The organism is Kribbella sp. WER1 (assembly GCF_054189145.1).
Window position 1 is genome coordinate 3,193,488 of sequence record NZ_CM135186.1, and the last position, 24,270, is coordinate 3,217,757.

The 24,270-nt window shown below is 69.8% G+C and carries 23 protein-coding genes; 9 read left to right on the forward strand and 14 right to left on the reverse strand.

What is annotated here, in order from left to right:
• Positions 1-80 precede the first annotated feature (80 nt).
• The 4 genes from ACXJJ3_RS15525 to ACXJJ3_RS15540 all read right to left on the reverse strand — a co-directional run bounded on the left by ACXJJ3_RS15525 (position 81) and on the right by ACXJJ3_RS15540 (position 5,348).
• A complete protein-coding gene (locus tag ACXJJ3_RS15525; RefSeq protein WP_458170750.1) occupies positions 81-800 on the reverse strand; it encodes a FadR/GntR family transcriptional regulator in 720 nt (239 codons plus the stop codon).
• 382 nt (positions 801-1,182) lie between these two features.
• A complete protein-coding gene (locus ACXJJ3_RS15530) occupies positions 1,183-1,959 on the reverse strand; it encodes a 3-oxoacyl-ACP reductase (protein WP_458170752.1) in 777 nt (258 codons plus the stop codon).
• Positions 1,960-1,974: 15 nt separating this feature from the next.
• On the reverse strand, positions 1,975-3,318 hold the full coding sequence (locus ACXJJ3_RS15535; protein WP_458170753.1) for an aldehyde dehydrogenase family protein: 1,344 nt from the start codon (positions 3,316-3,318) through the stop codon (positions 1,975-1,977).
• On the reverse strand, positions 3,315-5,348 hold the full coding sequence (locus ACXJJ3_RS15540) for a gamma-glutamyl-gamma-aminobutyrate hydrolase family protein (RefSeq protein ID WP_458170754.1): 2,034 nt from the start codon (positions 5,346-5,348) through the stop codon (positions 3,315-3,317). The genes ACXJJ3_RS15535 and ACXJJ3_RS15540 overlap by 4 nt, the downstream gene beginning before the upstream one ends.
• A 124-nt stretch (positions 5,349-5,472) precedes the next feature.
• Between ACXJJ3_RS15540 and ACXJJ3_RS15545 the strand changes: the two genes are divergently transcribed.
• The gene (locus ACXJJ3_RS15545; RefSeq protein WP_458170755.1) at positions 5,473-6,609 is read left to right on the forward strand and encodes a D-alanyl-D-alanine carboxypeptidase family protein; all 1,137 of its coding nucleotides are present in this window, start codon (positions 5,473-5,475) and stop codon (positions 6,607-6,609) included.
• Between the two features lie 172 nt (positions 6,610-6,781).
• Here the strand turns inward: ACXJJ3_RS15545 and ACXJJ3_RS15550 are convergent, their stop codons facing one another.
• From ACXJJ3_RS15550 to ACXJJ3_RS15580, 7 genes are read right to left on the reverse strand one after another with little or no spacing between them, the layout of a single operon-like run.
• Positions 6,782-7,837 carry a YihY/virulence factor BrkB family protein gene (locus ACXJJ3_RS15550; RefSeq protein WP_458170756.1) on the reverse strand — a complete coding sequence of 352 codons (1,056 nt, stop codon included), beginning with the start codon at positions 7,835-7,837 and terminating at the stop codon, positions 6,782-6,784.
• A 28-nt stretch (positions 7,838-7,865) separates the two neighbouring features.
• Positions 7,866-8,378 (reverse strand): 2'-5' RNA ligase family protein, encoded by a 513-nt coding sequence (locus ACXJJ3_RS15555; RefSeq protein ID WP_458170757.1) that lies wholly within the window; start codon positions 8,376-8,378, stop codon positions 7,866-7,868.
• Complete coding sequence (trpS, locus tag ACXJJ3_RS15560; RefSeq protein WP_458170758.1) at positions 8,375-9,427, reverse strand: tryptophan--tRNA ligase; 1,053 nt, start codon at positions 9,425-9,427, stop codon at positions 8,375-8,377. Before trpS ends, ACXJJ3_RS15555 begins: the two co-directional genes overlap by 4 nt.
• 34 nt (positions 9,428-9,461) lie before the next feature.
• Positions 9,462-9,890, reverse strand: a complete 429-nt coding sequence (locus ACXJJ3_RS15565; RefSeq protein ID WP_458170759.1) for a hypothetical protein — start codon at positions 9,888-9,890, stop codon at positions 9,462-9,464.
• 48 nt (positions 9,891-9,938) lie between these two features.
• Complete coding sequence (locus ACXJJ3_RS15570; protein ID WP_458170760.1) at positions 9,939-10,937, reverse strand: iron-siderophore ABC transporter substrate-binding protein; 999 nt, start codon at positions 10,935-10,937, stop codon at positions 9,939-9,941.
• 48 nt (positions 10,938-10,985) lie between these two features.
• Complete coding sequence (gene ngcE, locus ACXJJ3_RS15575) at positions 10,986-12,329, reverse strand: N-acetylglucosamine/diacetylchitobiose ABC transporter substrate-binding protein (RefSeq protein ID WP_458170761.1); 1,344 nt, start codon at positions 12,327-12,329, stop codon at positions 10,986-10,988.
• 28 nt (positions 12,330-12,357) lie between these two features.
• A complete protein-coding gene (locus tag ACXJJ3_RS15580) occupies positions 12,358-13,149 on the reverse strand; it encodes a sugar isomerase domain-containing protein (RefSeq protein ID WP_458170762.1) in 792 nt (263 codons plus the stop codon).
• Positions 13,150-13,320: 171 nt separating this feature from the next.
• Here ACXJJ3_RS15580 and ACXJJ3_RS15585 point away from each other — a divergent pair, with 171 nt between their 5' ends.
• The gene (locus tag ACXJJ3_RS15585; RefSeq protein WP_458170763.1) at positions 13,321-14,295 is read left to right on the forward strand and encodes an N-acetylglucosamine kinase; all 975 of its coding nucleotides are present in this window, start codon (positions 13,321-13,323) and stop codon (positions 14,293-14,295) included.
• 95 nt (positions 14,296-14,390) lie between these two features.
• Here ACXJJ3_RS15585 and ACXJJ3_RS15590 read toward each other — a convergent pair whose 3' ends face one another.
• Complete coding sequence (locus ACXJJ3_RS15590; protein WP_458170764.1) at positions 14,391-14,774, reverse strand: YciI family protein; 384 nt, start codon at positions 14,772-14,774, stop codon at positions 14,391-14,393.
• A gap of 183 nt (positions 14,775-14,957) precedes the next feature.
• On the opposite strand from ACXJJ3_RS15590, the gene ACXJJ3_RS15595 reads away from it, so the two are divergent.
• The 3 genes from ACXJJ3_RS15595 (at position 14,958) to ACXJJ3_RS15605 (ending at position 17,863) form a co-directional block, all read left to right on the forward strand.
• The gene (locus tag ACXJJ3_RS15595) at positions 14,958-15,794 is read left to right on the forward strand and encodes an alpha/beta fold hydrolase (RefSeq protein ID WP_458170765.1); all 837 of its coding nucleotides are present in this window, start codon (positions 14,958-14,960) and stop codon (positions 15,792-15,794) included.
• Between the two features lie 221 nt (positions 15,795-16,015).
• Positions 16,016-16,606: a helix-turn-helix domain-containing protein gene (locus ACXJJ3_RS15600; protein ID WP_458170766.1), complete on the forward strand. Its 591-nt coding sequence runs from the start codon at positions 16,016-16,018 to the stop codon at positions 16,604-16,606.
• Positions 16,607-16,609: 3 nt separating this feature from the next.
• Positions 16,610-17,863 carry an MFS transporter gene (locus ACXJJ3_RS15605; protein WP_458170767.1) on the forward strand — a complete coding sequence of 418 codons (1,254 nt, stop codon included), beginning with the start codon at positions 16,610-16,612 and terminating at the stop codon, positions 17,861-17,863.
• On the opposite strand, the gene ACXJJ3_RS15610 is transcribed toward ACXJJ3_RS15605, so the two are convergent.
• A complete protein-coding gene (locus tag ACXJJ3_RS15610; RefSeq protein ID WP_458170768.1) occupies positions 17,814-19,136 on the reverse strand; it encodes a hemolysin family protein in 1,323 nt (440 codons plus the stop codon). The genes ACXJJ3_RS15605 and ACXJJ3_RS15610 overlap by 50 nt on opposite strands.
• 167 nt (positions 19,137-19,303) lie before the next feature.
• On the opposite strand from ACXJJ3_RS15610, the gene galT reads away from it, so the two are divergent.
• Together galT and galK are read left to right on the forward strand one after the other, a co-directional pair.
• Positions 19,304-20,350 (forward strand): galactose-1-phosphate uridylyltransferase, encoded by a 1,047-nt coding sequence (gene galT / locus ACXJJ3_RS15615; RefSeq protein WP_458170769.1) that lies wholly within the window; start codon positions 19,304-19,306, stop codon positions 20,348-20,350.
• A complete protein-coding gene (galK, locus tag ACXJJ3_RS15620; protein WP_458170770.1) occupies positions 20,347-21,477 on the forward strand; it encodes a galactokinase in 1,131 nt (376 codons plus the stop codon). The genes galT and galK overlap by 4 nt, the downstream gene beginning before the upstream one ends.
• On the opposite strand, the gene ACXJJ3_RS15625 is transcribed toward galK, so the two are convergent.
• Positions 21,470-22,282: a DeoR/GlpR family DNA-binding transcription regulator gene (locus tag ACXJJ3_RS15625; protein WP_458170771.1), complete on the reverse strand. Its 813-nt coding sequence runs from the start codon at positions 22,280-22,282 to the stop codon at positions 21,470-21,472. The two genes, galK and ACXJJ3_RS15625, sit on opposite strands and share 8 nt — an antisense overlap.
• Before the next feature lie 70 nt (positions 22,283-22,352).
• On the opposite strand from ACXJJ3_RS15625, the gene ACXJJ3_RS15630 reads away from it, so the two are divergent.
• The gene (locus ACXJJ3_RS15630; protein ID WP_458170772.1) at positions 22,353-23,483 is read left to right on the forward strand and encodes a GNAT family N-acetyltransferase; all 1,131 of its coding nucleotides are present in this window, start codon (positions 22,353-22,355) and stop codon (positions 23,481-23,483) included.
• 117 nt (positions 23,484-23,600) lie between these two features.
• Positions 23,601-24,263: a GNAT family N-acetyltransferase gene (locus tag ACXJJ3_RS15635; RefSeq protein ID WP_458170773.1), complete on the forward strand. Its 663-nt coding sequence runs from the start codon at positions 23,601-23,603 to the stop codon at positions 24,261-24,263.
• Positions 24,264-24,270 lie beyond the last annotated feature (7 nt).

A 24,270-nucleotide genomic window follows, 5' to 3' on the forward strand; every position in this document is an offset into this window, starting at 1 on the left:
CTCCTGACAGTGGCGCCTCAATGGTCTCCCCCCAGACCTTTAATTCATTGAGGCAGCCGGTCGGGGCACGTGTCAAGGAGTCAGTCGAGAAAGCCGTGCAGCAGTACGGCGGTGCCTTGCAGATGCTCCTGCATGGCACGGCGGGCGGCCTCGGGGTCCGCGCCGAGGATGGCGCCGACGATCGCCGCGTGCTGTTCGTTGGAGTGCTGGATGTTGCGTTCGAGCAGCGGGATCGCGTCCAGGAGCTCGTTCAGGCGCATGCGGACGTCGGCCATCGCGGACGTCAGCGACGGCGAGCCGGTGACCTCAGCGATCGCCAGGTGCAGGCGGGAATCGAGGCGGCGGTAGTCGGTGAGCGAGGCCGCGGCGTTGTCGGCCAGGCAGCGTTGCAGGTGGTCGCGTTCGGCGGTGGACAGCGCGCGGGACGCGGCGGCCTCGGCGGCGCCGGTCTCCAGGACGAGGCGGAGCGTGAGCGCGTCCTCCAGCCCGTCACCGAGGTCCCGCGCCAGGCGTTTGGCCGGCGTACGACGGGGTTTCGGGAGCTGCTCGTTGACGAACGTGCCGCCGTACCGGCCGCGGCGCGACTCGACGTACCCCGCCTCGGTGAGCGCGTGGATCGCCTCCCGGAGCGTGACCCGGCTGACGTTCAGCCGGGCCGCCAGCTCCCGCTCCGGCGGCAACCGGTCGCCCGGCACGACGACCCCGAGCTTGATTGCCTGCAGCAACCGCTCGACCGTCTCCTCGAACGGGTTCCCGGCCCGCACCGGCCGGAACACCGCATCATCCGCCTGAACGACCATGAACTCAGCCTAAGGCCACGCCACACCCCACCAGACTCCGCGGACAACCACCCGACGCCATCAGCCCGAACGACCCCACCCCGCCACACCGCCAGCCCGAACGACCCCACCCCGCCACACCGCCAGCCCGAACGACCCCACCCCGCCACACCGCCAGCCCGAACGACCCCACCCCGCCACACCGCCAGCCCGAACGACCCCCACCCCGCCGGCCCGCCGCCCCGCCGGCCCCTCCCCGCCGCCCTCTCCGCCATTTCAGGCGTTCACGTCTCAGCTTGGTCCTTCACCCCTCGCATGCGGTGTGTGAAGGGACAAAGCGATGGGTGAACCCCTCAAATGGGGACTGCTGGGAGGGGTTGGGGACGCGCAGTGCAGGGGTTACTCAGAGCGGGGTGACGTAGGCGCCGGAGATTCCGCCGTCGACGAGGAACGTGTTGGCGGTGATGAAGGAGGAGTCGTCGCTGGCGAGGAAGGCGACGGCGGCGGCGATTTCCTCCGGTTCGCCGAAGCGGCCCATGGGGACGTGGACCAGGCGGCGCTGGGCGCGTTCGGGGTCCTTTGCGAACAGCTCGGTCAGGAGCGGCGTGTTGACCGGGCCCGGGCAGAGCGCGTTCACCCGGATCCCCTGGCGCGCGAACTCGACGCCGAGTTCCCGGCTCATCGCGAGTACGCCGCCCTTCGACGCGGAGTACGAGATCTGCGACGTCGCCGCGCCCATGATCGCGACGAACGACGCGGTGTTGATGATCGAGCCTCTGCCCTGGCGTTGCATGTACGGGATCACCGCCTTGCAGCACAGGTACACCGAGGTCAGGTTGACCTCCTGCACCTTCCGCCAGGCGTCCAGCCCGGTGTCGAGGATCGACGCGTCGTCGGGCGGCGAGATGCCGGCGTTGTTGAACGCGATGTCGACCGCGCCGTACGTGTCGAAGGCCTGCTGGAACAGGTTGTCCACCGCGGCCGGATCGGTGACTTCGGTCGCCACGAACAGCCCGCCCGCCTCGTCGGCGGCGTTCTTTCCGGCGGCCGGGTCGAGGTCGCCGATCACGACGTGCGCGCCCTCCGCGGCCAGTCGCCGTACCGTGGCCAGGCCGATGCCGCTGGCGCCGCCGGTGACCACCGCGACGCGACCTTCGAGCCGGTGAGCGTTGACGTCCATTCCTCAGTCCTCCCGTTACGACTCTGCGATGAAGATGTTCTTGGTCTCGGTGAACGCGGCGAGGGCGTCCGGGCCGAGTTCCCGGCCGAGGCCGGACTGCTTGTAGCCGCCGAAGGGCGTCGAGTACCGGACCGACGAGTTGGAGTTGACCGAGAGGTTGCCGGCCTCGACCGCACGCCCGACCCGGATCGCCCGCCCGACGTCCCGCGTCCAGATCGACCCGGACAGCCCGTACTCGCTGTCGTTCGCGATCCGCACCGCGTCCGCCTCGTCCTCGAACGGAATCACCGCCACCACCGGCCCGAAGATCTCCTCCCGCGCCGCCCGCTCGTCCGGCGGCGCCAGCACGGTCGGCGGGAACCAGAACCCCGGGCCTTCCGGCGCACTGCCTTGAAATGCAGGGTTCTGGACATACGACGTGACCCGCTCCAGCTGTGCCTTCGAGATCAACGGACCCATCTCGGTCGCCGGATCGTTGGGGTCGCCAACCTTGAAGCCCTGGACGGCCGGCTCGAGCAATTCCATGAACCGGTCGTACGCCGACCGCTCCACCAGGATCCTCGACCGCGCGCAGCAGTCCTGCCCCGCGTTGTCGAACACGCCGTACGGCGCCTGCGCCGCCGCCTGCTCCAGGTCCGCGTCGGCGAACACGACGTTCGCGGACTTCCCGCCCAGCTCCAGCGTCACCCGCTTCACCTGATCGGCACACCCGGCCATGATCTGTTTCCCGACCGTCGTCGACCCGGTGAAGACGATCTTGCGGACGGCGGAATGCGTGACGAAACGGTTTCCGACAACGTTTCCCTTGCCTGGAACGATTTCCAGGACACCCTCAGGCAGTCCGGCTTGCAGGGCCAGCTCGCCCAGGCGGATCGCGGTGAGCGGCGTCAGTTCGGCGGGCTTGAGGACAACGGTGTTTCCTGCGGCGAGGGCAGGCGCGAACCCCCAGCCCGCGATCGGCATCGGGAAGTTCCACGGGACGATCACACCGACCACGCCGAGCGGCTCCTGGAACGTCACGTCGATGCCGCCGGAAACCGGAATCTGCTTTCCGAAAAGGCGTTCCGGCGCCGCCGAGTAGTAGGTCAGCACGTCGCGGACGTTGCCGGCCTCCCAGCGGGCGTTGCCGATCGTGTGCCCGGCGTTCTCGACCTCCAGTGCGGCCAGGTTCTCCAGGTCCGCGTCCACCGCGTCGGCGAACCGCCGGAGCAGCCGGCCGCGGTCCGCCGGCGCCACGTTCCGCCAGGAATCAAACGCTTTCCGGGCCCGCGCGATCGCCGCGTCCGCGCCCGCCTCGTCGGCGAGCTCGATCGTCCGCACCACCTGCTCGGTGGCCGGATTGAGTACGTCGTACGTCATCTGGTGCTCCTGATCAAAGCGGTGAACAGCCGCAGGTCGTCGGGGGTTTCCTCCGGGTGCCACTGCACGCCCAGCGCGAACTCCCTGCCGTCCACCTCGGCGGCCTCGACCGTGCCGTCGTCCGCGCGGGCGGTGACCTTGAGACCGGGCGCGACCACGTCGAGGGCCTGGTGGTGGTAGCAACTGCCGGTCGCCTGCTCACCGAGGATGCGCGCGGTGAGCGTGCCGGGCTCGATCTTCACGCCGACTCGTCCGAAGACTGCCGGCGCGGGCCGGTGCCCGTCGTGCGCGACCACGTCGGGCAGGTGCTGCTGCAACGTCCCGCCGAGCGCCACGTTCAGCATCTGCAGCCCTCGGCACACGGCCAGCAACGGCAGCTCACGGTCCAAGGCTTCGCGGATCAGGACCGTTTCGTGGTGGTCCCGGTCCGGCCTGGTGTCGACGGTCTCGGGATGCGGCGTCGCGTCGTACGCCCCGGGATCGACGTCGCAGCCGCCCGCGATCACGAGACCGTCCAGCAGACCCAGTACCGATGGGTCCGTGCCCACAGGTGGTAGTAGCAGCGGCACCCCTCCGGCCGCAACCACCGCGTCGAGGTAGACCTTCGGCACCAGAGCGGCTTCGCGGTGCCAGATGCCCCAGGTGGCCGGTTCGAGGTACGTCGTGATCCCGATCCGCGGCCGTTCAGAGGCGTTCGAAGCCACGGACCCGCTCCCAGTCGGTGACGGCCGCGTCGTACGCGTCGAGTTCCACGCGGGCGGCGTTGCCGTAGTGGTCGACCATCTCGTCGCCGAACGCCGTCCGGGCGAGCTTCGAGCGGTGAACAACGCGGACGCCTCACGCAGCGTGGACGGGACGTGCTCCTTGTCGGACTCGTACGCGTTGCCTTCCAGCAGCGGCTCGAGTTCCAGCTCCTGCTCGATGCCGTGCAGGCCGGACGCGATGATCGCGGCGACCGCCAGGTACGGGTTCACGTCGCCGCCGGGGAGCCGGTTCTCGACCCGGAGCGAGTCGCCGTGGCCGACCACGCGCAGCGAACACGTGCGGTTGTCGAGCCCCCACGCGACCGCGGTCGGCGCGAAGCTGCCCTTCGCGAATCGCTTGTAGGAGTTGATGTTCGGCGCCAGCAGATAGGTGAACTCGGACAGGCAGGCGAGCTGCCCGGCGATGAAGCGCTCCATCAGTTGGGAGAACCCATGATCGCGATCACCGGCCAGCACCGGATCCCCGTCGACGGCACGGAAGCTCAGGTGGATGTGGCACGAGTTGCCCTCACGTTCGTCGTACTTCGCCATGAACGTGAGGCTCTTGCCGTGCTTCGCCGCGATCTCCTTCGCACCGGTCTTGTAGATCGAGTGGTTGTCGCAGGTGGCCAGCGCCTCGTCGTACCGGAACGCGATCTCGTGCTGGCCGAGGTTGCACTCGCCCTTCGCGGACTCGACGTACATGCCGGCGCCTTCCATCCCGTTCCGGATGTCGCGCAGCAACGGCTCGACCCGGGAGGTGCCGACGAGCGAGTAGTCGACGTTGTACTGGTTCGCCGGGACGAGGTCGCGGTACCGCTTGTCCCAGGCGGCCTCGAACGTGTCGTCGAACACGATGAACTCGAGCTCGGTCCCGACGTACGCCCGCAGCCCCCGCTCCGCCAGCCGGTCGAGCTGCCGGCGCAGCACCTGCCGCGGCGACGCGACCACCGGCGTACCGTCCAGCCACTGGACGTCGCACAGCACCAGCGCGGTCCCCTCGAGCCACGGGACCAGCCGCAGCGTGTCCAGGTCAGGCGCCATCACCATGTCGCCGTACCCGCGCTCCCAGGAGGACATCGCGTACCCGTCGACGGTGTTCATGTCCACGTCCACGGCCAGCAGGTAGTTGCACCCCTCGGTCCCGTGCTTCAGCACCTCCTCCAGGAAGTACCGAGCCCCACACCGCTTCCCCTGCAACCGCCCCTGCATGTCCGTGATCGCCACCAGCACGGTGTCAACCACACCGTCCGCCACCAGCCGCCGCAACTCCTCAACACCCAACACGACCACTCCCGGGAGCCTATTGGTCTGTTTCCAGTCCATTGACTCAGCCAACCGAACCGCTGTCAACCCGAGGAGCGAGACCCTCCTGTGACATCTGGACCGGTTGGCAACTAGAGTGCGGCCGATGCGTTTGCTTCTGACGGCGTGCGCTACCACCGCGCTGGTGGTTGCCGGGCCTCTGACAGCGAGTGCCGTCGACCAGGGTCCGCAGGGGCCGGTCGGGGGTGAGTTGCTGACGGCGAAGCCGACGGTGGTCGCCGACGGGGCGGCGCCGCCGGCCGTGCAGGCGTCGGCGTACGTGGTGGCCGATCTGGACACCGGGCAGGTGCTGGCGGCGAAGGCGCCGCATGCCCGGTTGCGGCCGGCGAGCACGCTCAAGACGTTGACCGCGCTGGTGCTGCTGCCGCGGTTGAAGAAGACCGATCCGGTCATCGGGACGACCGCCGACGCGGGCATCATCGGGAGCAAGGTCGGGGTGTATCCGGGGCTGCACTACACCGTTGACCTGCTGTTCCAGGGGATGTTCCTGGCGTCCGGGAACGACGCGGTGCACGCGCTCTGTTCGCACGATCAGGGCGGGATCCCGGCGACGATCCAGCGGATGAACACGAAGGCCAAGGAGCTCGGGGCGCTCGACACGACCGTGACGGACCCGACCGGGCTGGACGCCGACGGGCAGTACTCCAGCGCGTACGACCTGGCGTTGTTCGCGCAGGCGGGGCTGGGGCGGAAGGACTTCGCGACGTACGCGTCGACGAAGTACACGAACTTCCCGAACGTGGGGAACAAGGGCACGTACCAGGTCGCGAACCAGAACAAGCTGCTGTTCGGGTACGACGGCGCGCTCGGCGTGAAGACCGGGTACACGACGCTCGCCCGGAACACCTTCGTCGGCGCCGCCCGCCGCAACGGGCATACGCTGGTGGTCACGATGATGAACGCGCCGCACGGCATCACCCAGGACGCGAGCAACCTGCTGACCTGGACGTTCGACAACTACGGCAAGCTGAAGCCGGTCGGCACGCTGGTGAAGCCGGCCGCCGCGCCGCCGAAGACGCAGACGCAGGGCAAGAACGGCACCGACGACAAGCCCACCGTCCGCACCGCCGGCGAGCCACCCACCCGCACCGCCCTCGGCCCCGGACAGGCGGTCACGTCACTCGCCTTCCGCGTCCCGGTCTGGGCGTACGCCGGCCCGCCTGTCCTGCTCCTGGGCCTCTTCCTCCGCCGCCCCCGAGCCCTCCGCCGCCGCCGTCACTGAGCGCGCGTGTAAGTCAGCGCCAGGTTCCCGCGCGGGGATCCTGTTCATCGCATCGGCCTCGGGACCGTCCTGAGAGGGCCAGTGCCCCGCCATCTGTGGCGAAGGATCAGTGGACGCACTGGAGCCTCCTGCGAGGTGGAAAACGTCCACCCTGCCACAGCGACGGGTCCGGTCAGCGACGGCGTACGGCGCGCACCGCGCGGACAGCCTGCACCGCGAGGGTGGTCGCCGTGGCGCCCAGCACCGCGCCGGCGGCGACCGCGACTGTGTCGGCCTTGCGTTCTGGGATCGGGATGATCTTGTAGCGCTTGCCGGGTGGGCCGAGGCGGAGCGGCTCGGCCTCGGGCTCGGGCGACGAAGGTTCGAGCGCCGACGGTTCGGTCGCCGGGTGGCGGTCGCGGGTGGCTTCTTCGGTCCAGGCGGCGATCAGCATGATCACGCGGATCACCAGGTAGATCCATACGAGCAGGGCAAGCGGCAGGGCGAGGGTGCCGTACGCCGCGTTCGTGCCGATCACGTGGTCGACGTACACGTTGCCCAGCTTCTGCGCCAGGTAGAACGTGACGCCGCCGGCCAGTGCGCCGATGAGTAGGATCTTCGGTGGCAGCACGACCCGGGGCAGCGCCGTCAGCAGGTACCCGAACAGCAATGCGCCGGCGCCGATCCCGACCACGATGCTGATCAGCTGAAGCCCCCAGCTCGCCAGCCAGGTGCCGTCGAGGTCGCTCGCGCGGACGATCCGCTCGGACAGCCCGGTGAGCACCGACGAGGCGCCGGTCGCGATCAGCCCGATCAGGCCGAGTCCGATCAGCGCGCCGAAGTCGGTCACCTTCTGCTGGATCGCATTGCCGGGCTGGTCGTCGAGGCCGTGCATCAGCCGGATCGAGGCGCGCATCGCGTCGATCCAGCCGAGGCCGGTGAACAGCAGGCCGACACCGGACACGACGCCGATCGTGCCGGCGTGCGAGATCAGCCCGTCGATGTCGATCTTGTTGCCGATGCCGGGCAGGTTCTGCCGCAGCGAGTCCTTCAGCGCCTCGATCGCGTCGTGGCCGAGCAACGAACCGACGACCGCGGCCGCCAGCACGATCAGCGGGAACAGCGACAGGAACCCGAAGAACGTACTCGCCGCGGCCAACCGGCCGCCACGCTGCTGGCCGTACCGCTGCCAGGCCCGCCAGAGCTGCGTCCGGCTGAACCGCCGCCAGATCGCCTTCAGCTGCTTCATCTGTCTCCAGTACCCCGGGTGAAGAGAGTCAGCCTGCCAGCGGGAAAGACCTTTGCGGCCGCCACACGCCGTCGGCGCCGTGTTCGTAACGACTGAAGTACTCGACGTCGAAGTCGCAGTCGTACTCCGACAGCGCGTCGTACGCCCGGTCGAGCGCGTCCTTGTCCAGGTCGTGCGCGACCGTGACGTGCGGGTGGTACGGGAACTTCAGGTCGACCCGCAGCGGCCCGGACCGCACCTGCGACTGCAGCACCTCGCACGACGAGATGCCCTCCGCGAGCGGTACGAACACCACCGGCGAGATCGGCCGGAACGTCGCCGTACCGCGCAGCCGGATCCGGAACCGCGGGAACCGGGCGGCGACCGCGAGCAGGTGCTCGTCGATCGTCTCCAGGTCCCCGGCCGCGATGTCGGTCGGCGGCAGCAGCGTCACGTGGGTCGGGATCGACCCGGCCATCGGGTCGCCGAAGTCGGCCCGGTACTTCTGCAGCTCCGTACCGAACGGCTCCGCGATCGGGATCGCGACACCGATGGTGGTCATCCGAGCGCCGGGCCGGGAACGAAACCGAGCCGGTCGTAGACCCGGGCCAGGGTCGGCTCGGTGACCGCGCGGGCGCGCTCGGCGCCGGCCGCGAGGATCGCGTCCAGCTGCGCCTTGTCGTCCAGGTACGTCAGCGTCTTCTCCCGGAACGGCGTGACGAACTCGACCACGACGTCGGCCAGGTCCTTCTTGAAGTCGCCGTACCCACGGCCCGCGTACTCGTCCTCGAGCTCGCTGATCTTCCGGCCGGTGAGGGCGGAGTAGATGGTCAGCAGGTTCGCGACGCCGGGCTTGTTCTCCTCGTCGAAGATCACGTCCCGGCCGGAGTCGGTGACCGCGGAGCGGATCTTCTTCGCGCTGGCCTTCGGCTCGTCGAGCAGGTCGATGATGCCGGCCGGCGACGAGCTCGACTTGCTCATCTTCGACGACGGGTCCTGCAGATCGAAGATCTTCGCGGTCTCCTTGACGATGTACGCCTCGGGCACCCGGAAGGTCTTGCCGAACCGGTGGTTGAAGCGCTGCGCCAGGTCGCGGGTCAGCTCGACGTGCTGGCGCTGGTCCTCGCCGACCGGGACCCGGTCGGCCTGGTACACGAGGATGTCCGCGGCCTGCAGGATCGGGTACGTGAACAGGCCGACGGTGGCGCGGTCGGCGCCGCCCTTCGCGGTCTTGTCCTTGAACTGCGTCATCCGGCTGGCTTCGCCCATCCCGGTGATGCACGACATCACCCAGGCGAGCTGGGCGTGCTCGGGCACGTGCGACTGGACGAACAGGGTGGACCGCTCCGGGTCGATGCCGGCCGCGAGCAGCTGCGCCGCGGACCGGCGGGTGCGCTCGCGGAGGGCCTTCGGGTCGTACTCCACCGTGATCGCGTGCAGGTCGACGACGCAGTAGAACGCCTCGTGGTCTTCCTGCAGGGCCACCCACTGCCGCAACGCGCCGAGGTAGTTGCCGAAGTGGAAGGAGTCCGCCGTCGGCTGGATCCCGGAGAGCACGCGGGGGCGCCGCTGGGAACCGGCTGCGGAGGGGTCAGACGCAGCATGGGACATGGGGATGATTCTGCCAGCCGTGTCACCAGCTGTGTCACCAGGTCCAGCCACGGGCGGCCAGCGCCTGCTCCTCCTCCCAGCGTTTCGCCTCGGAGCGCTTGGCGTGCGGCGGGTCCGGGCAGCCGGCCAGCCGGCAGGCTTCGTCGAGGAGGTCGTCGTACGCCGCCTCGAGCGCCATCAGCCGGTGGGCGCGGGCGTAGACGTGCGGCGTGGACTCGATGCTGCGGATCTTCGTGGAGACGCTGCCGAGGCGGGTCTGCAGGCGGAGCGTGTCGAACGGGTCCGGCTCCGGGGGCGTCACCGGCCGCAGCCGCGCCTTCACCCGGGCCGCCCCGCGCCCCAGCCCATGCCCCAGAGCGCGGCGCCAACGGGGCTGCGGCCGGTTCGGCACCAGCAGTCCGAGCAACTCCCCGAGCAGGACGCAGAGCAGCAGAAACACGCCCAACGACACCAGCCACGCCATCGCTCTCACTTCCCACTACAGAGCGTACGGCGGTACGGCGGCGCTGAGCTAGCCGTTGGTGGCCGGGTTCCCGTCCACCGCGGCCGCGAGTTTCGGGACGAGTTCGTCGAGCACGATCGGCAGGCTGAGCACCGACACGAACGAGGTCGCGCCGTACAGCTGGTCGTCGTAGTTCTCCTCGACGAACACGTCGCGGCCCTCGGTCCGTACCTTGAGGTTCTTGTACAGCGGATCCGCCTTCAGCTTCGCCGTACCGCCCTTCGTCGGGAACCACACGAGCGCCTGCTGGTCGAGCAGCGAGATCCGCTCGGCGCTGATGTTCGCGCCGAACTTGTCCCCGATCGCCTTGTCCAGCCCGGCCGGCAGCGAGAACCCGAAGTCGGTCAGCAGCCGCGACCGCGGATCCTGCGTCCCGTAGATGAAGTACCCGTCGTACGGCGTCGCCATCAGCGCGGTCCTGCCCTTGAACTCCGGGTGCTGCGTCCGTACGTCGGCGAACCGCTTCTCGATCCCCTGCACCAACGTGTCGGCCTCCGCGGGCTTCCCGACCGCCTGGCCGACCGTCTGCGCGACGACCTGCCAGGACACCCCGTAGTCCGGTACGCCGACCGGCTGCGCGACCGTCGGCGCGATCGCGCTGAGCTTCTGGTAGTCGTCGGCGGTGATCCCGGAGTACAGCCCGATGATCAGGTCCGGCCGGAGCGCGGCGATCTTCTCGAACTGCAGCCCGTCCTTGTCGCTCAGCACCTGCGGTACGGCGGCGTCCCCGAGCTTCGCCTTCGCCCACGGGAACAGCGCGCCCGGCTTCTCCCCGAACCACTCGGTCGTCGCCACCGGTACGACGCCCAGCGCGAGCAGCGCGTCCTGCTCGACGAGCCCGACGGTCACGATCCGCTGCGGCGCCTGCTTCACGACGGTGTCGCCGTACTTGTTCTTGATCGTCACCGGGAACGCGCCGCCGGGCGAGCTCTGCGGCACTTCGTCGTCCGCGCTTCCGCACCCGGTCAGGGCGAGCAACAGGACAGCCAGGACCACCAGCGGGCGCATACGAGACCTCACAGATTCGAGTTAGGTTGCCCTAACCTAACCCAGGTCTCAGTCCCGGCGGTACTTCGTGATCGCGTCGTCCTGCTTGACCTTGTCCGCGGCCGCCTGGATCCGGGCGGTCCACTCGGACTGCTGCAGCCCGCCGGCCATGAACTGCCCGGTAGCCTCGGCCGCCGCGGTCGCGAACGCCGGGTACCAGGTGTCGAAGTACCACCTGATCACCTGGTCGCCGGCCGCGGACAGCAGGTCGCGCGCCGAGCTGAGCGCGGTGGTCAGCTCGAGCCCGTCGGCCGAGCCACGGACGATCGTGAGCTGCTTGGACTCCGAGCTGACCTGCGCCGCGACGTCCGCGGACAGCAGCGCCCGCAGGTACTCGAGCCCGCCGGCCTTGTTCTTCGCCTTCTCCGGCACCAGGAACGGCGCGGTCGCCGCGACGTGCAGTCCGCTCGCGAGCGCCGGCGACGAGTCCAGCGGCGGGACCGCGAACACGGTCAGCGCGAACCCTTCCGGGACCAGGCCCTTCATCTCGTTCTCGAGCCAGTTCCCGCAGGGCAGCATCCCGGCCTTGGAAGCCAGGAAACGTTTCTGCGACCCGATGTGGTCGTACTGCGCGGTGCCGGTCGCGAGCAGGCCGCGCTTGGTGAGTTCGCCGACCGCGGCGATCGCCCGGGTGACGCTCTCGTCCTTCCAGGCACCGTCCTCGAGGTTGTCGATCCGCTTGAGCACGTCCGGTCCGCCGGTCTTCGCGGCCAGCGTCAGGACCAGTTCGAGCAGGTAGTACGGGTGCGTGCCCGCGTAGATGAACGGGCCGAGCCCGGCCGCCTTCATGTCGGCGCCGAGCGCGAGCAGGTCCGGCCAGGTCTGCGGGACCTGCCAGCCGTTGCGCTGGAACAGGCTGGCCGAGTACCAGATGCCGTACACGGTCGAGATGTAGTTGAGGGTCCGCTGGGTCCCGTCGAAGCTGCCCGCATCCAGCATGTCGGGCAGCAGTTGGTCCTTGACCTTGGCGGACTGGTTGTCCCACGACGGCGCGTCCAGCAGCTGCTGCAGGTCGGCGAGCTGGCCGTCCTTCACCAGCCGGCCGAGCTCCAGCTTCTGGTCGCCGGTGGACAGCACGACGTCCGGCGGCGTGCCGGTCGCGAACCGCGGCATCAGGTCGTCGATCAGCTGCGCCGTCAGCTTCGGCGTGATCGTCGCGCCGGCGTACTTCTTCCGGTACGCCGCCGCGGCGAACCCGCCGTACTCCTCGGTGATCACCACGTCGACCGGAGCGGTCCCGTTCACCGTGAACGGGTTCTCCGGCGACACGGCCGGGGTGACCGGCGCCTTCGAGCACCCGCTCAGCAACGCACCGGCCAGTGCCCCCTGCAGTAAGGTCCGCCGTTTCAGCACCAACGCAGGCTATTACCTCTGGGTGGCGTCAGGCGGTACGGCGGATGCGGCCGGCGTACCGGGCCTCGAGCTCGTGGTTGTGCTCGTCGCCGCCCGGGATGTTCGCGGACAGGTACACCGGCGGCGTCTCGCCCGCGTCGGTCATCCGGCGCAGGACCTCGGCGACCAGCAGCTGGGCGATCAGCGCGGCGGTGATCGACGACACCGCGCAGACCTTGCCGGCGTCGCCGGGCAGGTCCAGGACGGAGTCGCCGTACGGCGCGTGGTTGTCCAGCACCACGTCGGCGAAGTCGATCAGCTTCTTGCCGGACGGGTGCCGGGACTCCATCCCGCCGGTGTGCTGCAGCGACGTGATCGCGATCAGCGGGTGCCCGTGCTCCTTGGCGACGCTGGCCAGCTCGACGATCGAGCCGTTCACGCCGGAGTTCGAGGCGATGATGAACATGTCGCCCTCGCGGGCCGCGGACAGCTCGTAGAGCTTCCGGGAGTACTGCGGGTCGCGCTCGAGCTCGGCGCTGCGCAGCAGCTCCGGCGGCTCGCCACCGAGCAGCACCAGGTCGCGCAACGCGATCCGGTTGGTGGCGATCAGGCCGCCGGCCCGGCCGGCGATCTCCATCGCGAGCGCCTCGGAGTGCCCGGAGCCGAACGCCTGGATGACACCGTTCGCGCGCAGCGACGCGGTCATCAGGTCGGCGCCGTCCTGGATCGGTCCGTCGATCTGGGTGGTGACCGCGGCCAGGATCGGCGTCAGAGTGTGCACATAGGCCTGCGCACTCACGCCCTGGACACCGTCGGTCTCCCCCGTGCTACTGCTGGCCATCAGCGGCCCACCCCTCGACTCCTCGGCTCACAGCGACACTCGCAGTGCCGACAAATGCGCAAGTTTGCGGTTTGCTGGACAGAACTTTTCTCAACTCGCAGCTAAAGTCAAGGCTCATCCGTGTGATCTCCCCAATCGGGACCGTTGCGTAAGCAGTTTGGAGCATTGCGTATGTCGGACGAACTGGTCCTGGGCGGGGACCTCGGCGGAACCTCCACCCGGATCGTGATCGCGGACTCCGAGGGCAACGTAGTCGGTCGCGGCGCGGCCGCGGGCGGAAATCCGACCAGTCATCCCGCAAGCGCGGCGGCCAACTTCGGGCAGGCGCTTCACGCGGCCCTCGCCGGGGTGGACGCGTCCACGGTCAGGTCGGCGGTCGTCGGGATGGCCGGCGGCGTCGCGCTCCAGCGGCCGGAGGTCGCCGCCCAGTTCGAGGCAGCCTGGACGGGCGCCGGGCTGAAGTCGGCACCGCAGTACATCGGCGATCTCGAGGTCGCCTTCGCCTCCGGTACGCCGGAACCGGACGGGACCGTGCTCATCGCGGGCACCGGCAGCAACGTCGGGCTGGTCCGCAACCACCAGCTGCAACGGACCGCGGGCGGGCACGGCTGGCTGCTCGGGGACGACGGGTCCGGCTTCTGGCTCGGCCGGGAAGCGGTCCGCAGCGTGCTCGAGGCGCTGGATCTGCGGGAGCCGCTGGGGTTGCTCGGGCAGGCCGTCGTGCAGGCGATTCTTCCCGGTCGCGACGAAGACCTGACTGCACATCGTGAAGGATACGACGCGCTGCGTGATCTGCTGGTGATGACGGTCAACAGCCGGCCACCGGTCATGCTCGCAGAGTTGGCACCGACGGTGATCTCGGCGTACGCCGAGCACGACGAGACTGCGCGGACCCTGGTGAAACGCGCAGCCGAGCTGCTCACGGAGACGGCCGCGCGGTTGAAGACCACGTCGGACATCGGTCCGATGGTGCTGGCCGGGAGTGTCGCCGGTGAGTCCTCGCCGGTCGGCCAGCTGATCCGCGAGCACTTCGCCGGTGACGTCCGGACCGCCCGCGACGGCGTCGGCGGCGCCACCTGGCTGGCCCTCGGCGCCCTCGACCCGGCCCTGGCCACCCCGCAGACCCACGCCCGCCTCGTCGACTGACCAACCCCCGCCGAGTCGTGGATCGAGGTCGCAATTCGGCGCCCTTTCCCACGACTCGGCGATCGCGTGCGGAGCCGTTCCGCACGACTCGGCGGTCAGTCGAAGGTGGAGACGGGGCGGATTTCGACGGCGTAGAACTCGGCTTCGGGGATGGTCGCGGCGATCTCCTCGGCCCGGTCCTGGCCGGCGACGTCGATCAGGAAGACGCCGGCGAGTTGCTCCTTCGCCTCGGAGTACGGCCCGTCGGTGGTCGCCCGGACGCCTTCGCGGACTCGTACGACGCGGGTCTTCGACGGCGGGTCGAGCGGTACGGCGGTGATCAGCTCACCGCTGGCGTTCAGCTCGTCGAGGAGCTTGTCGAGCTGCGCGGCAAGCGCGTCCCGCGCCTTCTTCGGCAGCGCCTTGCCCTCCGCGGTGTGCAGGAACGACGGGTGACCCCAGGTGATCGGGTTGCTGTGGATCATCAGCAGGTACTTCATGTCCGGACGTCCTTTCGGAACAGGTGACTGGATCTTCGCAGCAGAGGTCGGAAGCACCTGCCGGTCCTCGACATTTCCACAATTCGAGGGTGTCTGAGCGCCCTGCGCCGTAGCGAGGAGGTGCCGTGCCGGGTGCCCCGCAGTAGGTGCAGGGCGCTCAGACACCCTCGTAGGCTGATCGCCATGGACGAGATCGACTTCCGGCTGCCGGACGGCCGGGTGCTGCACGGGTACGACAGCGCGCCGGGCGCGACCGATCGACCGGCTGTGGTCTGGCACCACGGGACGCCGAATCTCGGGACGCCGCCGGCGCCGCTGGCGGCGACCAGTGAGCGGCTCGGGGTCCGGTGGATCGGGTTCGACCGGCCCGGGTACGGCGGTTCCACGGCCGCGCCGGGCCGGACCGTCGCCGACGTCACGGCCGACCTGACCACGGTCCTCGACACGCTCGGCATCGGCTCGTTCGCCCAGCTCGGGTACTCCGGCGGCGGCACGTTCGCACTCGGCGCCGCCGCCCTGCTCGGCGACCGCGTCACGGCCGTCGCCACACTGGCCGCGATCGCGCCGTACGACGCCCCCGGCCTCGACTGGTACGACGGTATGATCCCGTCCGGCGTCGCCTCGCTCCGGGCCGCGGCGGCCGGTCGCGACGCGCGGGTGCTGAACGAGGAGGTCGAGTACGACCCGGAGTTCACCGACACCGACCTTGCGATGTTCGGCGGCCCGTGGGGCTGGCTCGGCTCGATCGCCGGCGACCAGGCGATGCCGAACGGCCCCGACGGTGCCGTCGACGACGACTGCGCGTACGTCCTCCCGTGGAGCGGCGACCCGGCCGCGATCACCGCGCCGACGCTGCTCGTGCACGGCACCGCCGACCGGATCATCCCCTGCTCACACGCCCACTGGCTGGCCGCCCACATCCCGTCCGCCACGCTCGACCTACACGAGAACCTCAGCCACATCACCGTCCTCGGCCAGGCCGAACGGGCCCTGACCTGGCTCCGCGACCCGACCACCTGACACCTGCCGAAACCGGGTGCAGCGTCTCCGCCGCACGCCATTTCAGAGGTTCACCTCGCAACTTGCACCTTCACCCCCCGCATGCTGCCTGCAAAGGCACAACGTCAGCGGTTAACCATCGAAACGCCGGTGCAGGCAGGCGGGACAGCTCGGCGGAGGTACCCGACCCACATTCCAAGCAAGTCCTTGACATCTGATTCGGTACGGCGCATATTCCAAGCATGTCTTTGGAAAAGGATCCGCGGCGCTCCCGGCTGCTCGACGACCCGCTCGCGATCAGGGCGATGGCGCATCCGGTCCGGCTGGATCTGCTGGCGCTGCTCGGGCGAGAAGGCCCGCTGACCGCGGCAGACGCGGCGCGCCGGCTGGGGATCAGTCAGGCGCTGGCGTCGCACCACCTGCGGCAGCTGGCGAAGTACGACTTCGTCGAGCCGGCGCCGGGGAAGGACAACCGGGAACGGCCGTGGCGGCGGGTGTCGACCTCGCAGACCTGGGGGGACGCGATCAAGACCTCGGAAGGCGCCGCGGCCGCGGAGGTCCTCGAGCAGCTGATGGCCGAGCGCGCACTGGACTCGCTCGCCCGGTGGCAGCAGCAGCGCCCGGACGCGGACCCGGTCTGGCGGGACAACTCCGGCATCGGCCAGACCGGCCTCTACCTGACCGGCGCGGAGCTCGAGCAGGTCGTTGGCCAGATCAACGATCTGCTGCAGCGCTGGGTCGACGAGCGCCCGATCGACGACAAGTCGACCCGTCCGGCCGGCAGCCGGTACGTCTCGTTCACGCAGATCGTCACGATCAGCCCGGAGGAGTAGCAGATGAAGGACTTGTGGGGTGTCCTTGCCCGGCAGCGCGACTACCGCCTGCTGCTCAGCGCCGGGCTCATCTCGCTGGTCGGCGACTGGTTGCTGCGCACCGGTCTCGCCTTCCAGGTGTACGTACTGACCGGCTCGACGCTCGCCTCCGGGGGGCTGCTGCTGGCGTCGTTCCTGCCCGCCGTACTGCTCGGCTCGCTCGCCGGTGTCTTCGTCGACCGGTGGAGCCAGCGGACCACGATGATCGTGACGAACGTGCTGAACGCGGTCGTCCTGCTCCCGCTGATCGCCGTCCACAGCGCGAACCTGATCTGGATCGTGTACGCCGTCGTGCTCGCGCAGAGCTGCCTGCAGCAGTTCTTCACGCCCGCCGAGCAGTCACTCGTCCCGCTGGTGGTGAACTCCGACCAACTGGTGACCGCGAACGCGTTGAACAGCCAGATCCGCGACCTCGCGCGGCTGATCGGCGCGGCACTCGGCGGCGTCCTGGCAGCCGCCGGCGGGCTCACGCTGCTGGCGATCGGGGATGCGGCGACGTTCGTGGTCGCCGTCGTACTGGTCGCCGCGATGCGGCACCGCCGGCACCGACCGCCGAAGGACGAGGAGAGCGCGGGCGGCGCGATCCGGCGGCTGAAGGAGGAGTGGACCGAGGGGTTGCGGTTGTGCGTCGCGACCTCGGCGATGCGGCTGTTCTTCGTGTTCTGCCTGGTCACCGGAGTCGGCGAAGGCGTGATGAGCACGCTGTTCGCGCCGTTCGTGAGCGCGGAGCTCGGCGCTGACGGGAAGGCGTACGGGCTGATCGTCTCGTCGCAGGCCATCGGCGGGATCGTCGGCGGGCTGATCGCCGCGGCGATCGGGTCCCGCCGGCCGGCCCCGACGCTGTGGGGCATCGGGGCGCTGGCGTTCGGCCTGATCGACACCGTGCTGTTCCTGTATCCGCTGATGTCGACCAGCGTGATCCCGGCGTTCGTCTGCATGATCGTCGTCGGTCTGCCCGGCGCACTCACGGTGGCCGGCATGATGACGGTCTTCCAGAACCTCACCGTGGACGGCACCCGCGGCCGGATCTACGGCGCGGTCGGCGCCGCCGAGAGCGTCGCGGTGCTGATCGGCATCGCGGCCGCGGGTGTCCTCGGCGACGCCGTCGGCATCATCCCGGTCCTGGTCTTCCAGGGCCTCGGGTACGTCGCCGGCGGGCTGGTCATCCTCAGTCGGCGGCGGGTGCTGGAGCTTCAGGCTGCTCCTCAGCCGGCGTGACCTGGTGCAGGCGGACCCGGGCGACCCGGCGGCCGTCCATCTGCGTGACGGTCAGCGTGTGCGCGTCCAGCTGGACCTCGTCGCCGGTCGTCGGGACCTTCCCGAGGCTGGCGGCGAGGAACCCGCCGACGGTCTCGTAGGGGCCGTCGGGCAGCTCGATCGTGGTCGCGTCGGCGAAGTCGTCGAGGTTCAGCAGGCCGTCCATCTCCAGGTCGCCGCTGCCCAGCCGGGTGGTCTCGGCGGGTTCCTCGTCGTACTCGTCCTTGATGTCGCCGATCAGCTCCTCGACCAGGTCCTCGAGCGTCACGATGCCCGCGGTACCGCCGTACTCGTCGAGGACGATCGCCAGGTGCGTGCTGCGGCGGCGCATCTCGGTCAGCGTCGGCAGCAGCTTGGCGGTGTCCGGCAGCATCAGCACGTCCCGGGCCAGGTCGCCGACCCGGACCGAGCGGCTCGCGACCGCCGGGTCGAACAGGTCCCGGACGTGGACGAACCCGACGATGTCGTCGGCCGAGCCGTTCATCACCGGGTACCGCGAGTGCGGCCGCTCGGCGGCGAACTTGACCGCCTTGTAGGCCGGCATCTCGGCGTCCACGAAGTCCACCTCGGTGCGCGGCAGCATCAGCTCGCGGAGCTGCCGGCTGCCGGCCTCGAAGACGTCGTCGACGATCTTGCGCTCCTCCTCACCGAGCGACTCGCTGGCGGTGACCAGGTCGCGGAGCTCCTCGTCGGTCATCACCTCACGGTTCGCATTCGGGTCACCGCCGAGCGCGCGGACCACCAGGTCGGTGGACTTCGAGAGCAGCCAGATCACCGGCCGGGCGCCGGACGCGATCCGGTCCACCAGCGGGCCGAGGGCGAGCGCGAAGCCTTCCGCCCGCTGCAGCGCGAGGCGTTTCGCGGCCAGCTCGCCGATCACGATCGACACGTACGAGATGCAGATCGTGATCAGCACCAGCGCGACGGTGTTCGCCAGCGACTGCGGGAGGCCGAGGTTGCGGAGATGCGGCGCCAGGGCGTCGGCGAGGGTCGCGCCACCGAAGGCGGCGGACAGGAAGCCCATCAGGGTCACGCCGATCTGCACGGCGGACAGGAAACGGTTAGGGTTGGCGGCCACCTTGGCGACGATCTCGCCGCGCCTGCCGCGATGGGAGAGGGCCTTCAGCTGGCTCTCCCGCAGTGACACGAGAGCCATCTCGGCGGCCGCGAAGACGCCGCCGATCAGCACGAAGACCAAGATCAGAACGATGTTCAGCAGCAGGGAGTCGTTCATGGGTCGGAGTTCCTAGCGCCCTCTCGTCGTATGTCGAGAGGGCGTGCGTTGGGCGTAGTCGTCCATTTATCTACTCTACCGGCGACAGGTATCACGATGCATGTTCGAGTTTGTTGGTTTACGATGATTCCTGGCCGGACGCGTCGTACGGCCGGGAAGGTCACACGATGAACACACCCCGTGGCGTACGCCGGACCGACACCACTCTGTCGGACGGCCGCGAGCTGATCTACTACGACCCGGCCGACGCGCCGGTCCGGGTGCCACTCGAGGACACCCGCGGCCTGCCCGCCCCGCAACCGCAGGTGGAGCTGCGCACGGACCCGCTGACCGGCGACGTGATCACCTACGCCACGCACCGCAACACCCGGACCTACCTGCCGCCGGCCGACCAGTGCCCGCTGTGCCCGAGCAAGACCGGCAACCCGACCGAGATCCCGGACCACGACTACAACGTCGCCGTCTTCGAGAACCGGTTCCCGTCCTTCGCCGGCCCCGGCCGGACCGAGGTCGTGTGCTTCACCAGTGACCACAACGGCTCGTTCACCGGCCTGTCGCAGGGCCAGGCGCGGCTGGTCGTCGACAGCTGGGCCGACCGGACCGCGGAGCTCAGCGCCCGCGACGACGTCGAACTGGTGTTCCCGTTCGAGAACCGCGGCCGCGAGATCGGCGTCACGCTGAACCACCCGCACGGCCAGCTGTACGCGTACCCGTTCGTCCCGCCGCGGATGCGGACCCTGCTGGCGCAGGCCCGCAAGCACCAGGAGGTTGCCGGTAGCAACCTTTTCGCCGACGTGCTGGCCGCCGAGCGCAAGGACGGCACCCGGGTGATCGGGGAGAACGGCAACTGGACCGCGTTCGTCCCCGAGGCCGCCCGCTGGCCGGTCGAGGTGCACCTGTACCCGCACCGCCAGGTCGGCGGGATCGACGAGCTGTCGGTCGGCGAGCGCGACGACTTCGCCGAGCTGTACCTGGACGTCCTGCAGCGCCTGGACGGCCTGTACGCCGAGCCGCTGCCGTACATCGCCGCCTGGCATCAGGCCCCGGTCCGGGTGGACCGCGAGCTCGGCTACCTGCACCTGGAGGTGTTGTCGATCCGCCGGGCCAAGGACAAGATCAAGTACCTGGCCGGCTCGGAGTCCGGCATGGGCGCGTTCATCAGCGACACCCGGCCGGAAGACGTGGCCGAGACTTTGCGGAAGGTTGGTTCGTGAGCTCCTTCGAGGATGTTTTCGGTACGTCGCCGGACGGCAGCTGGCGGGCACCCGGACGGGTGAACCTGATCGGCGAGCACACCGACTACAACGACGGCGTCGTACTCCCGATCGCGCTGCCGAACCAGATCGTGGTGACCGCGTCCCGGCGGACCGACGGCCGGGTAGCGGTCGCGTCCGGCGGTCATGACGGCGTGGTCGAGTTCGCGATCGACGAGCTGGCACCACGTTCGATCGGCGACTGGGCGGCGTACCCGGCGGGTGCGGCCTGGATACTGCGGGAGTCCGGGTACCCGATCGGCGGCGCGAACCTGCGCTTCGAGTCGGACCTGCCCTCGGGCGCGGGCCTGTCGTCGTCCGCGGCCCTGCTGTGCGCGACCGCGATCGCGCTGCTCGGGCTGGCCGGCCAGGAGGTCGACCCGGCCGAGGTGGCGCGGCTCGCCCAACGGGCCGAGAACCAGTACGTCGGCGCACCCGTCGGTCTGATGGACCAGACCGCGTCGATGTGCTGTACGGCCGGTCACGCGCTGGCCTTCGACATCCGCTTCGGTTCGCTCGACCAGATCCCGTTCGACCCCGAGGCCGACGGGCTGCGGTTGCTGGTCGTGGACGTGAAGGCGCCGCACCGGCACGCCGACGGCGAGTACGCCGCGCGCCGGAAGAGCTGCGAGCACGCCGCGGCCGCGCTCGGCGTACCGGCGCTGCGTTCGGTGGAGTACGCCGGGTTGGACGCCGCGCTCGCGCGCCTCGACGACGACGTCGACCGGCGCCGCGTGCGGCACGTGGTGACCGAGATCAAGCGCACCGAGGACGCGATCGCGCTGATGCGGGCCGGCCGGCTGCGCGACGTCGGGCCGCTGTTCACCGCGTCGCACGTCTCGCTGCGCGACGACTTCGAGGTCACCGTTCCCGAGCTGGACGTCGCGGTCGACACCGCGCTCGAGGCCGGTGCGCTCGGCGCCCGGATGACCGGCGGCGGTTTCGGCGGCTGCATCATCGCGCTCGTCGAGGCGTCCGCGGCGGACGCCGTACTGTCCGCGATCGAGAAAGCCTTTGCGGAACACGGTTTCGCGGCTCCGTCCGCGATCGCCGCGACCCCGTCGGCCGGCGCTTCGAGGATCAGCTAGCGATCACCAGGTCGCAGCCCGTATCGCGCATCGCCTTGCGGGCTGCGGCCGACAGGCCGTCGTCGGTGACGATCACGTCCAGGTCGGACCAGTTCGCGAACGTGCTCAGGCCGACGGTCCCCCACTTGGTGTGGTCCGCGACCACGACCACCTCGCGGCTGGCTGCGATGAACGACCGGTTCGTCTCGGCCTCCATCAGGTTCGGCGTACTGAGACCGTGTTCGGCGTCCACGCCGTGCGCGCCGAGGAACAGCAGATCCAGGTGCAGCGAGGCGAGCGCGGCGGTCGCGATCGGTCCGACCAGCGCGTCGGACGGCGTCCGGATGCCGCCGATCAGCACGACGGTCCGGTCCGAGCGGCCGTTGCCGTGGAACACGTCCGCGATCCGCGCCGAGTTCGTGACAACCGTCAAGTTCTCGACCCGCAAGAGCTGCCGGGCCAGCGCATAGGTCGTCGTACCGGCGCCGATGCCGATCGCACTGTCCGGCTGCACGCGGGTGGCGGCCTCGGCCGCGATCGCCTGCTTGGCCGCGGACTCCTGCGTGAGCTTGGCGTCGAAACCCGGCTCGTGCGCGCTGCGCAGGCCGACCGACGTGGCGCCGCCGTGCACCTTGTGCAGCAGGCCGCTGGAGTCCAGCGCGTCCAGGTCGCGGCGGATCGTCATGTCCGAGACACCGAACCGGTCGACCAGTTCGGCGACCGTGATCGCGCCCCGGCTGTTGACCTCGGCAACGATCGTGGCCTGCCGCTGGGCGGCCAGTTGACCGCCGCGGCCGCGGGGCTGTTCTGCTCCGGCTGCGTTCACGCTGCACAGAATACGCGCTGGCGGCGTGGAAATCTGTTGCCCGGCCGGTGGCAGCGCGTCACCCTGGAGCATGCGATTCCCCGAAGACGTACCGGTGCTGACCGACGACGTGGTGACCCTGCGTGCGCACGTCGCCGCCGACGTGGAGCCGGCGTACCGCATGTGCCAGGACCCGGAGATGCAGCAGTGGACCACGATCCCGGTCCCGTACCTGCACGAGCATGCGGTCGGCTACCTCACTCAGGAGATCCCGGCCGGCTGGCAGGCGAACACTTCGTGGGCATGGGCGATCGAGTACGCCGGTCAGTACGCCGGCACGATCGACCTGCGCGACGGTGAGGGCGGCGTCGGCGAGGTCGGGTTCGCGGTGTCGCCGGAGGTCCGCGGCCACGGGGTGATGACCCGCGCGCTGCGGCTGGTGGTGCGGTACGCGTTCGACGTACTGGAGTGGAAACGGGTGATCTGGCGCGCGTACGTCGGGAACTACGCGAGCCGGAAAGTCGCATGGAAAGTGGGTTTCCGAGGGTTGGTCACGATCCCCGGCGGCGGGCGGTCGCGCGGTGTCCGGAAGGACGAGTGGGTCGCGACGGTCGGGCGCGACGACGAGCTCGAACCCAAGGACAACTGGTGGACGGTGCCCGTCGTCGAGGGCGACGGCGTACGGCTGCGACCGTTGCGGGAATCGGATGCGCAGCGCGTGATGGAGGCGTGCGGCGACGAGCGGACGCAGTACTGGCTGTCGGGGATGCCGGCGCAGTACACCCTCGAGGACGCGAAGGGATTCATCGCGAGCCGGCCGGACGCGTCGGCGAGCGGTGAGGGCGTCGCGTGGGCGATCGCGGACCCCGAGACCGACGAACTGCTCGGGAACGTCAGCGTGTTCGGGATGCGCAGCCGGATGGACGGTACGCGCGGCGAGATCGGGTACTGGATGCACCCGGACGCGCGCGGCCGCAAGGTGATGTCGACCGCCGTACAGCTGGTGATCGCGCACGCGTTCCGGCCGATCGCGGACGGCGGGCTCGGGCGACGCCGGCTGCTGGTGAAGTGCGCCGGTCCGAACACGGCGTCCGCGCATGTTGCCGAAGCCAACGGGTTCACCAAGGTCGGCGACGAACGCGCCGCCGATCCGCGCCGGGACGGCACGTACGACAGCATGCTCACCTACGACCTGCTCGCCTCGGACGTCCCCAGGGGTTGACCCGGTCAAATCGCAGGAGTATTGGTCACCGAGCGCAGGCAGGGATTTACGGCCAGTTGGTGTCATCCGACACCGGTTCCCCTCGCCGTTGTGCGGCCGGGCTGCTTGAATCGACGGGTGATAGATCGTGAGGAACTCGTCCGCCGTTGGCAGGCCGGGTGGTCCGTCTCGCGGGGCTGGACCACGGTTGAGGACGACCACAACGGCATTCTGATCGTCCGGCAAGGTGAGGAGAGCCGGCCGACGGAGTACGTCGTACTGGATGCCGACGGTCAACCGGAACGGGTGGAACGCGCCGCCCAGCTGGCGTTCGCCGACGGCGGTGGACGCGGGTCGGGCTGGATCACGCTGGCCACCGACGACAAGGAGGCCCGGATCGAGCAGCTGGAGGACCTCGGTCTCGAGGTCCAGCAGGACCAGGACTGGCTGATGACGATCCAGCTGTCCGAGCAGCCGGCCCTGAAACTGCACGAGCGCTACGCGTTGCACGCCGAACTCGAGGACGACCTGATCATCACCCGTGCCACGTTGCACGGCGGCGTGGTGTCCAGCGGCCGGATGGCCGTGGTCGGCGAGGACGCGGTCGCGGACCGGATCGAGACCGACCCGGCGCACCGGCGGCGCGGACTCGGCAGTGCGGTGATGGCGTCGCTGGTCGAGGCCGCCGCGGCGAAGGGCGCCAAGCGCGGCATCCTGATCGCGTCCATCGACGGGCTGCGGCTGTACCGAAGCCTGGGCTGGAAGGTGATCGCGGACATCGTGATCGCCCGGTCACGCTAGCTTCTTT

Excerpts from the sequence above, each read along its gene's own strand:
- ACXJJ3_RS15535 (WP_458170753.1), bottom strand. The coding sequence starts at position 3,318 with ATGACGTACGACGTACTCAATCCGGCCACCGAGCAGGTGGTGCGGACG.
- ACXJJ3_RS15555 (WP_458170757.1), bottom strand. The coding sequence starts at position 8,378 with ATGACCACCATCGGTGTCGCGATCCCGATCGCGGAGCCGTTCGGTACG.
- ACXJJ3_RS15595 (WP_458170765.1), top strand. The coding sequence starts at position 14,958 with ATGGACGAGATCGACTTCCGGCTGCCGGACGGCCGGGTGCTGCACGGG.
- ACXJJ3_RS15590 (WP_458170764.1), bottom strand. The coding sequence starts at position 14,774 with ATGAAGTACCTGCTGATGATCCACAGCAACCCGATCACCTGGGGTCAC.
- ACXJJ3_RS15605 (WP_458170767.1), top strand. The coding sequence starts at position 16,610 with ATGAAGGACTTGTGGGGTGTCCTTGCCCGGCAGCGCGACTACCGCCTG.
- ACXJJ3_RS15565 (WP_458170759.1), bottom strand. The coding sequence starts at position 9,890 with ATGGCGTGGCTGGTGTCGTTGGGCGTGTTTCTGCTGCTCTGCGTCCTG.
- ACXJJ3_RS15610 (WP_458170768.1), bottom strand. The coding sequence starts at position 19,136 with ATGAACGACTCCCTGCTGCTGAACATCGTTCTGATCTTGGTCTTCGTG.
- ACXJJ3_RS15585 (WP_458170763.1), top strand. The coding sequence starts at position 13,321 with ATGTCGGACGAACTGGTCCTGGGCGGGGACCTCGGCGGAACCTCCACC.
- ACXJJ3_RS15580 (WP_458170762.1), bottom strand. The coding sequence starts at position 13,149 with ATGGCCAGCAGTAGCACGGGGGAGACCGACGGTGTCCAGGGCGTGAGT.
- ACXJJ3_RS15525 (WP_458170750.1), bottom strand. The coding sequence starts at position 800 with ATGGTCGTTCAGGCGGATGATGCGGTGTTCCGGCCGGTGCGGGCCGGG.
- galT (WP_458170769.1), top strand. The coding sequence starts at position 19,304 with ATGAACACACCCCGTGGCGTACGCCGGACCGACACCACTCTGTCGGAC.
- ACXJJ3_RS15550 (WP_458170756.1), bottom strand. The coding sequence starts at position 7,837 with ATGAAGCAGCTGAAGGCGATCTGGCGGCGGTTCAGCCGGACGCAGCTC.
- trpS (WP_458170758.1), bottom strand. The coding sequence starts at position 9,427 with ATGTCCCATGCTGCGTCTGACCCCTCCGCAGCCGGTTCCCAGCGGCGC.
- ACXJJ3_RS15530 (WP_458170752.1), bottom strand. The coding sequence starts at position 1,959 with ATGGACGTCAACGCTCACCGGCTCGAAGGTCGCGTCGCGGTGGTCACC.
- ACXJJ3_RS15570 (WP_458170760.1), bottom strand. The coding sequence starts at position 10,937 with ATGCGCCCGCTGGTGGTCCTGGCTGTCCTGTTGCTCGCCCTGACCGGG.
- ACXJJ3_RS15630 (WP_458170772.1), top strand. The coding sequence starts at position 22,353 with ATGCGATTCCCCGAAGACGTACCGGTGCTGACCGACGACGTGGTGACC.
- ACXJJ3_RS15600 (WP_458170766.1), top strand. The coding sequence starts at position 16,016 with ATGTCTTTGGAAAAGGATCCGCGGCGCTCCCGGCTGCTCGACGACCCG.
- ACXJJ3_RS15545 (WP_458170755.1), top strand. The coding sequence starts at position 5,473 with ATGCGTTTGCTTCTGACGGCGTGCGCTACCACCGCGCTGGTGGTTGCC.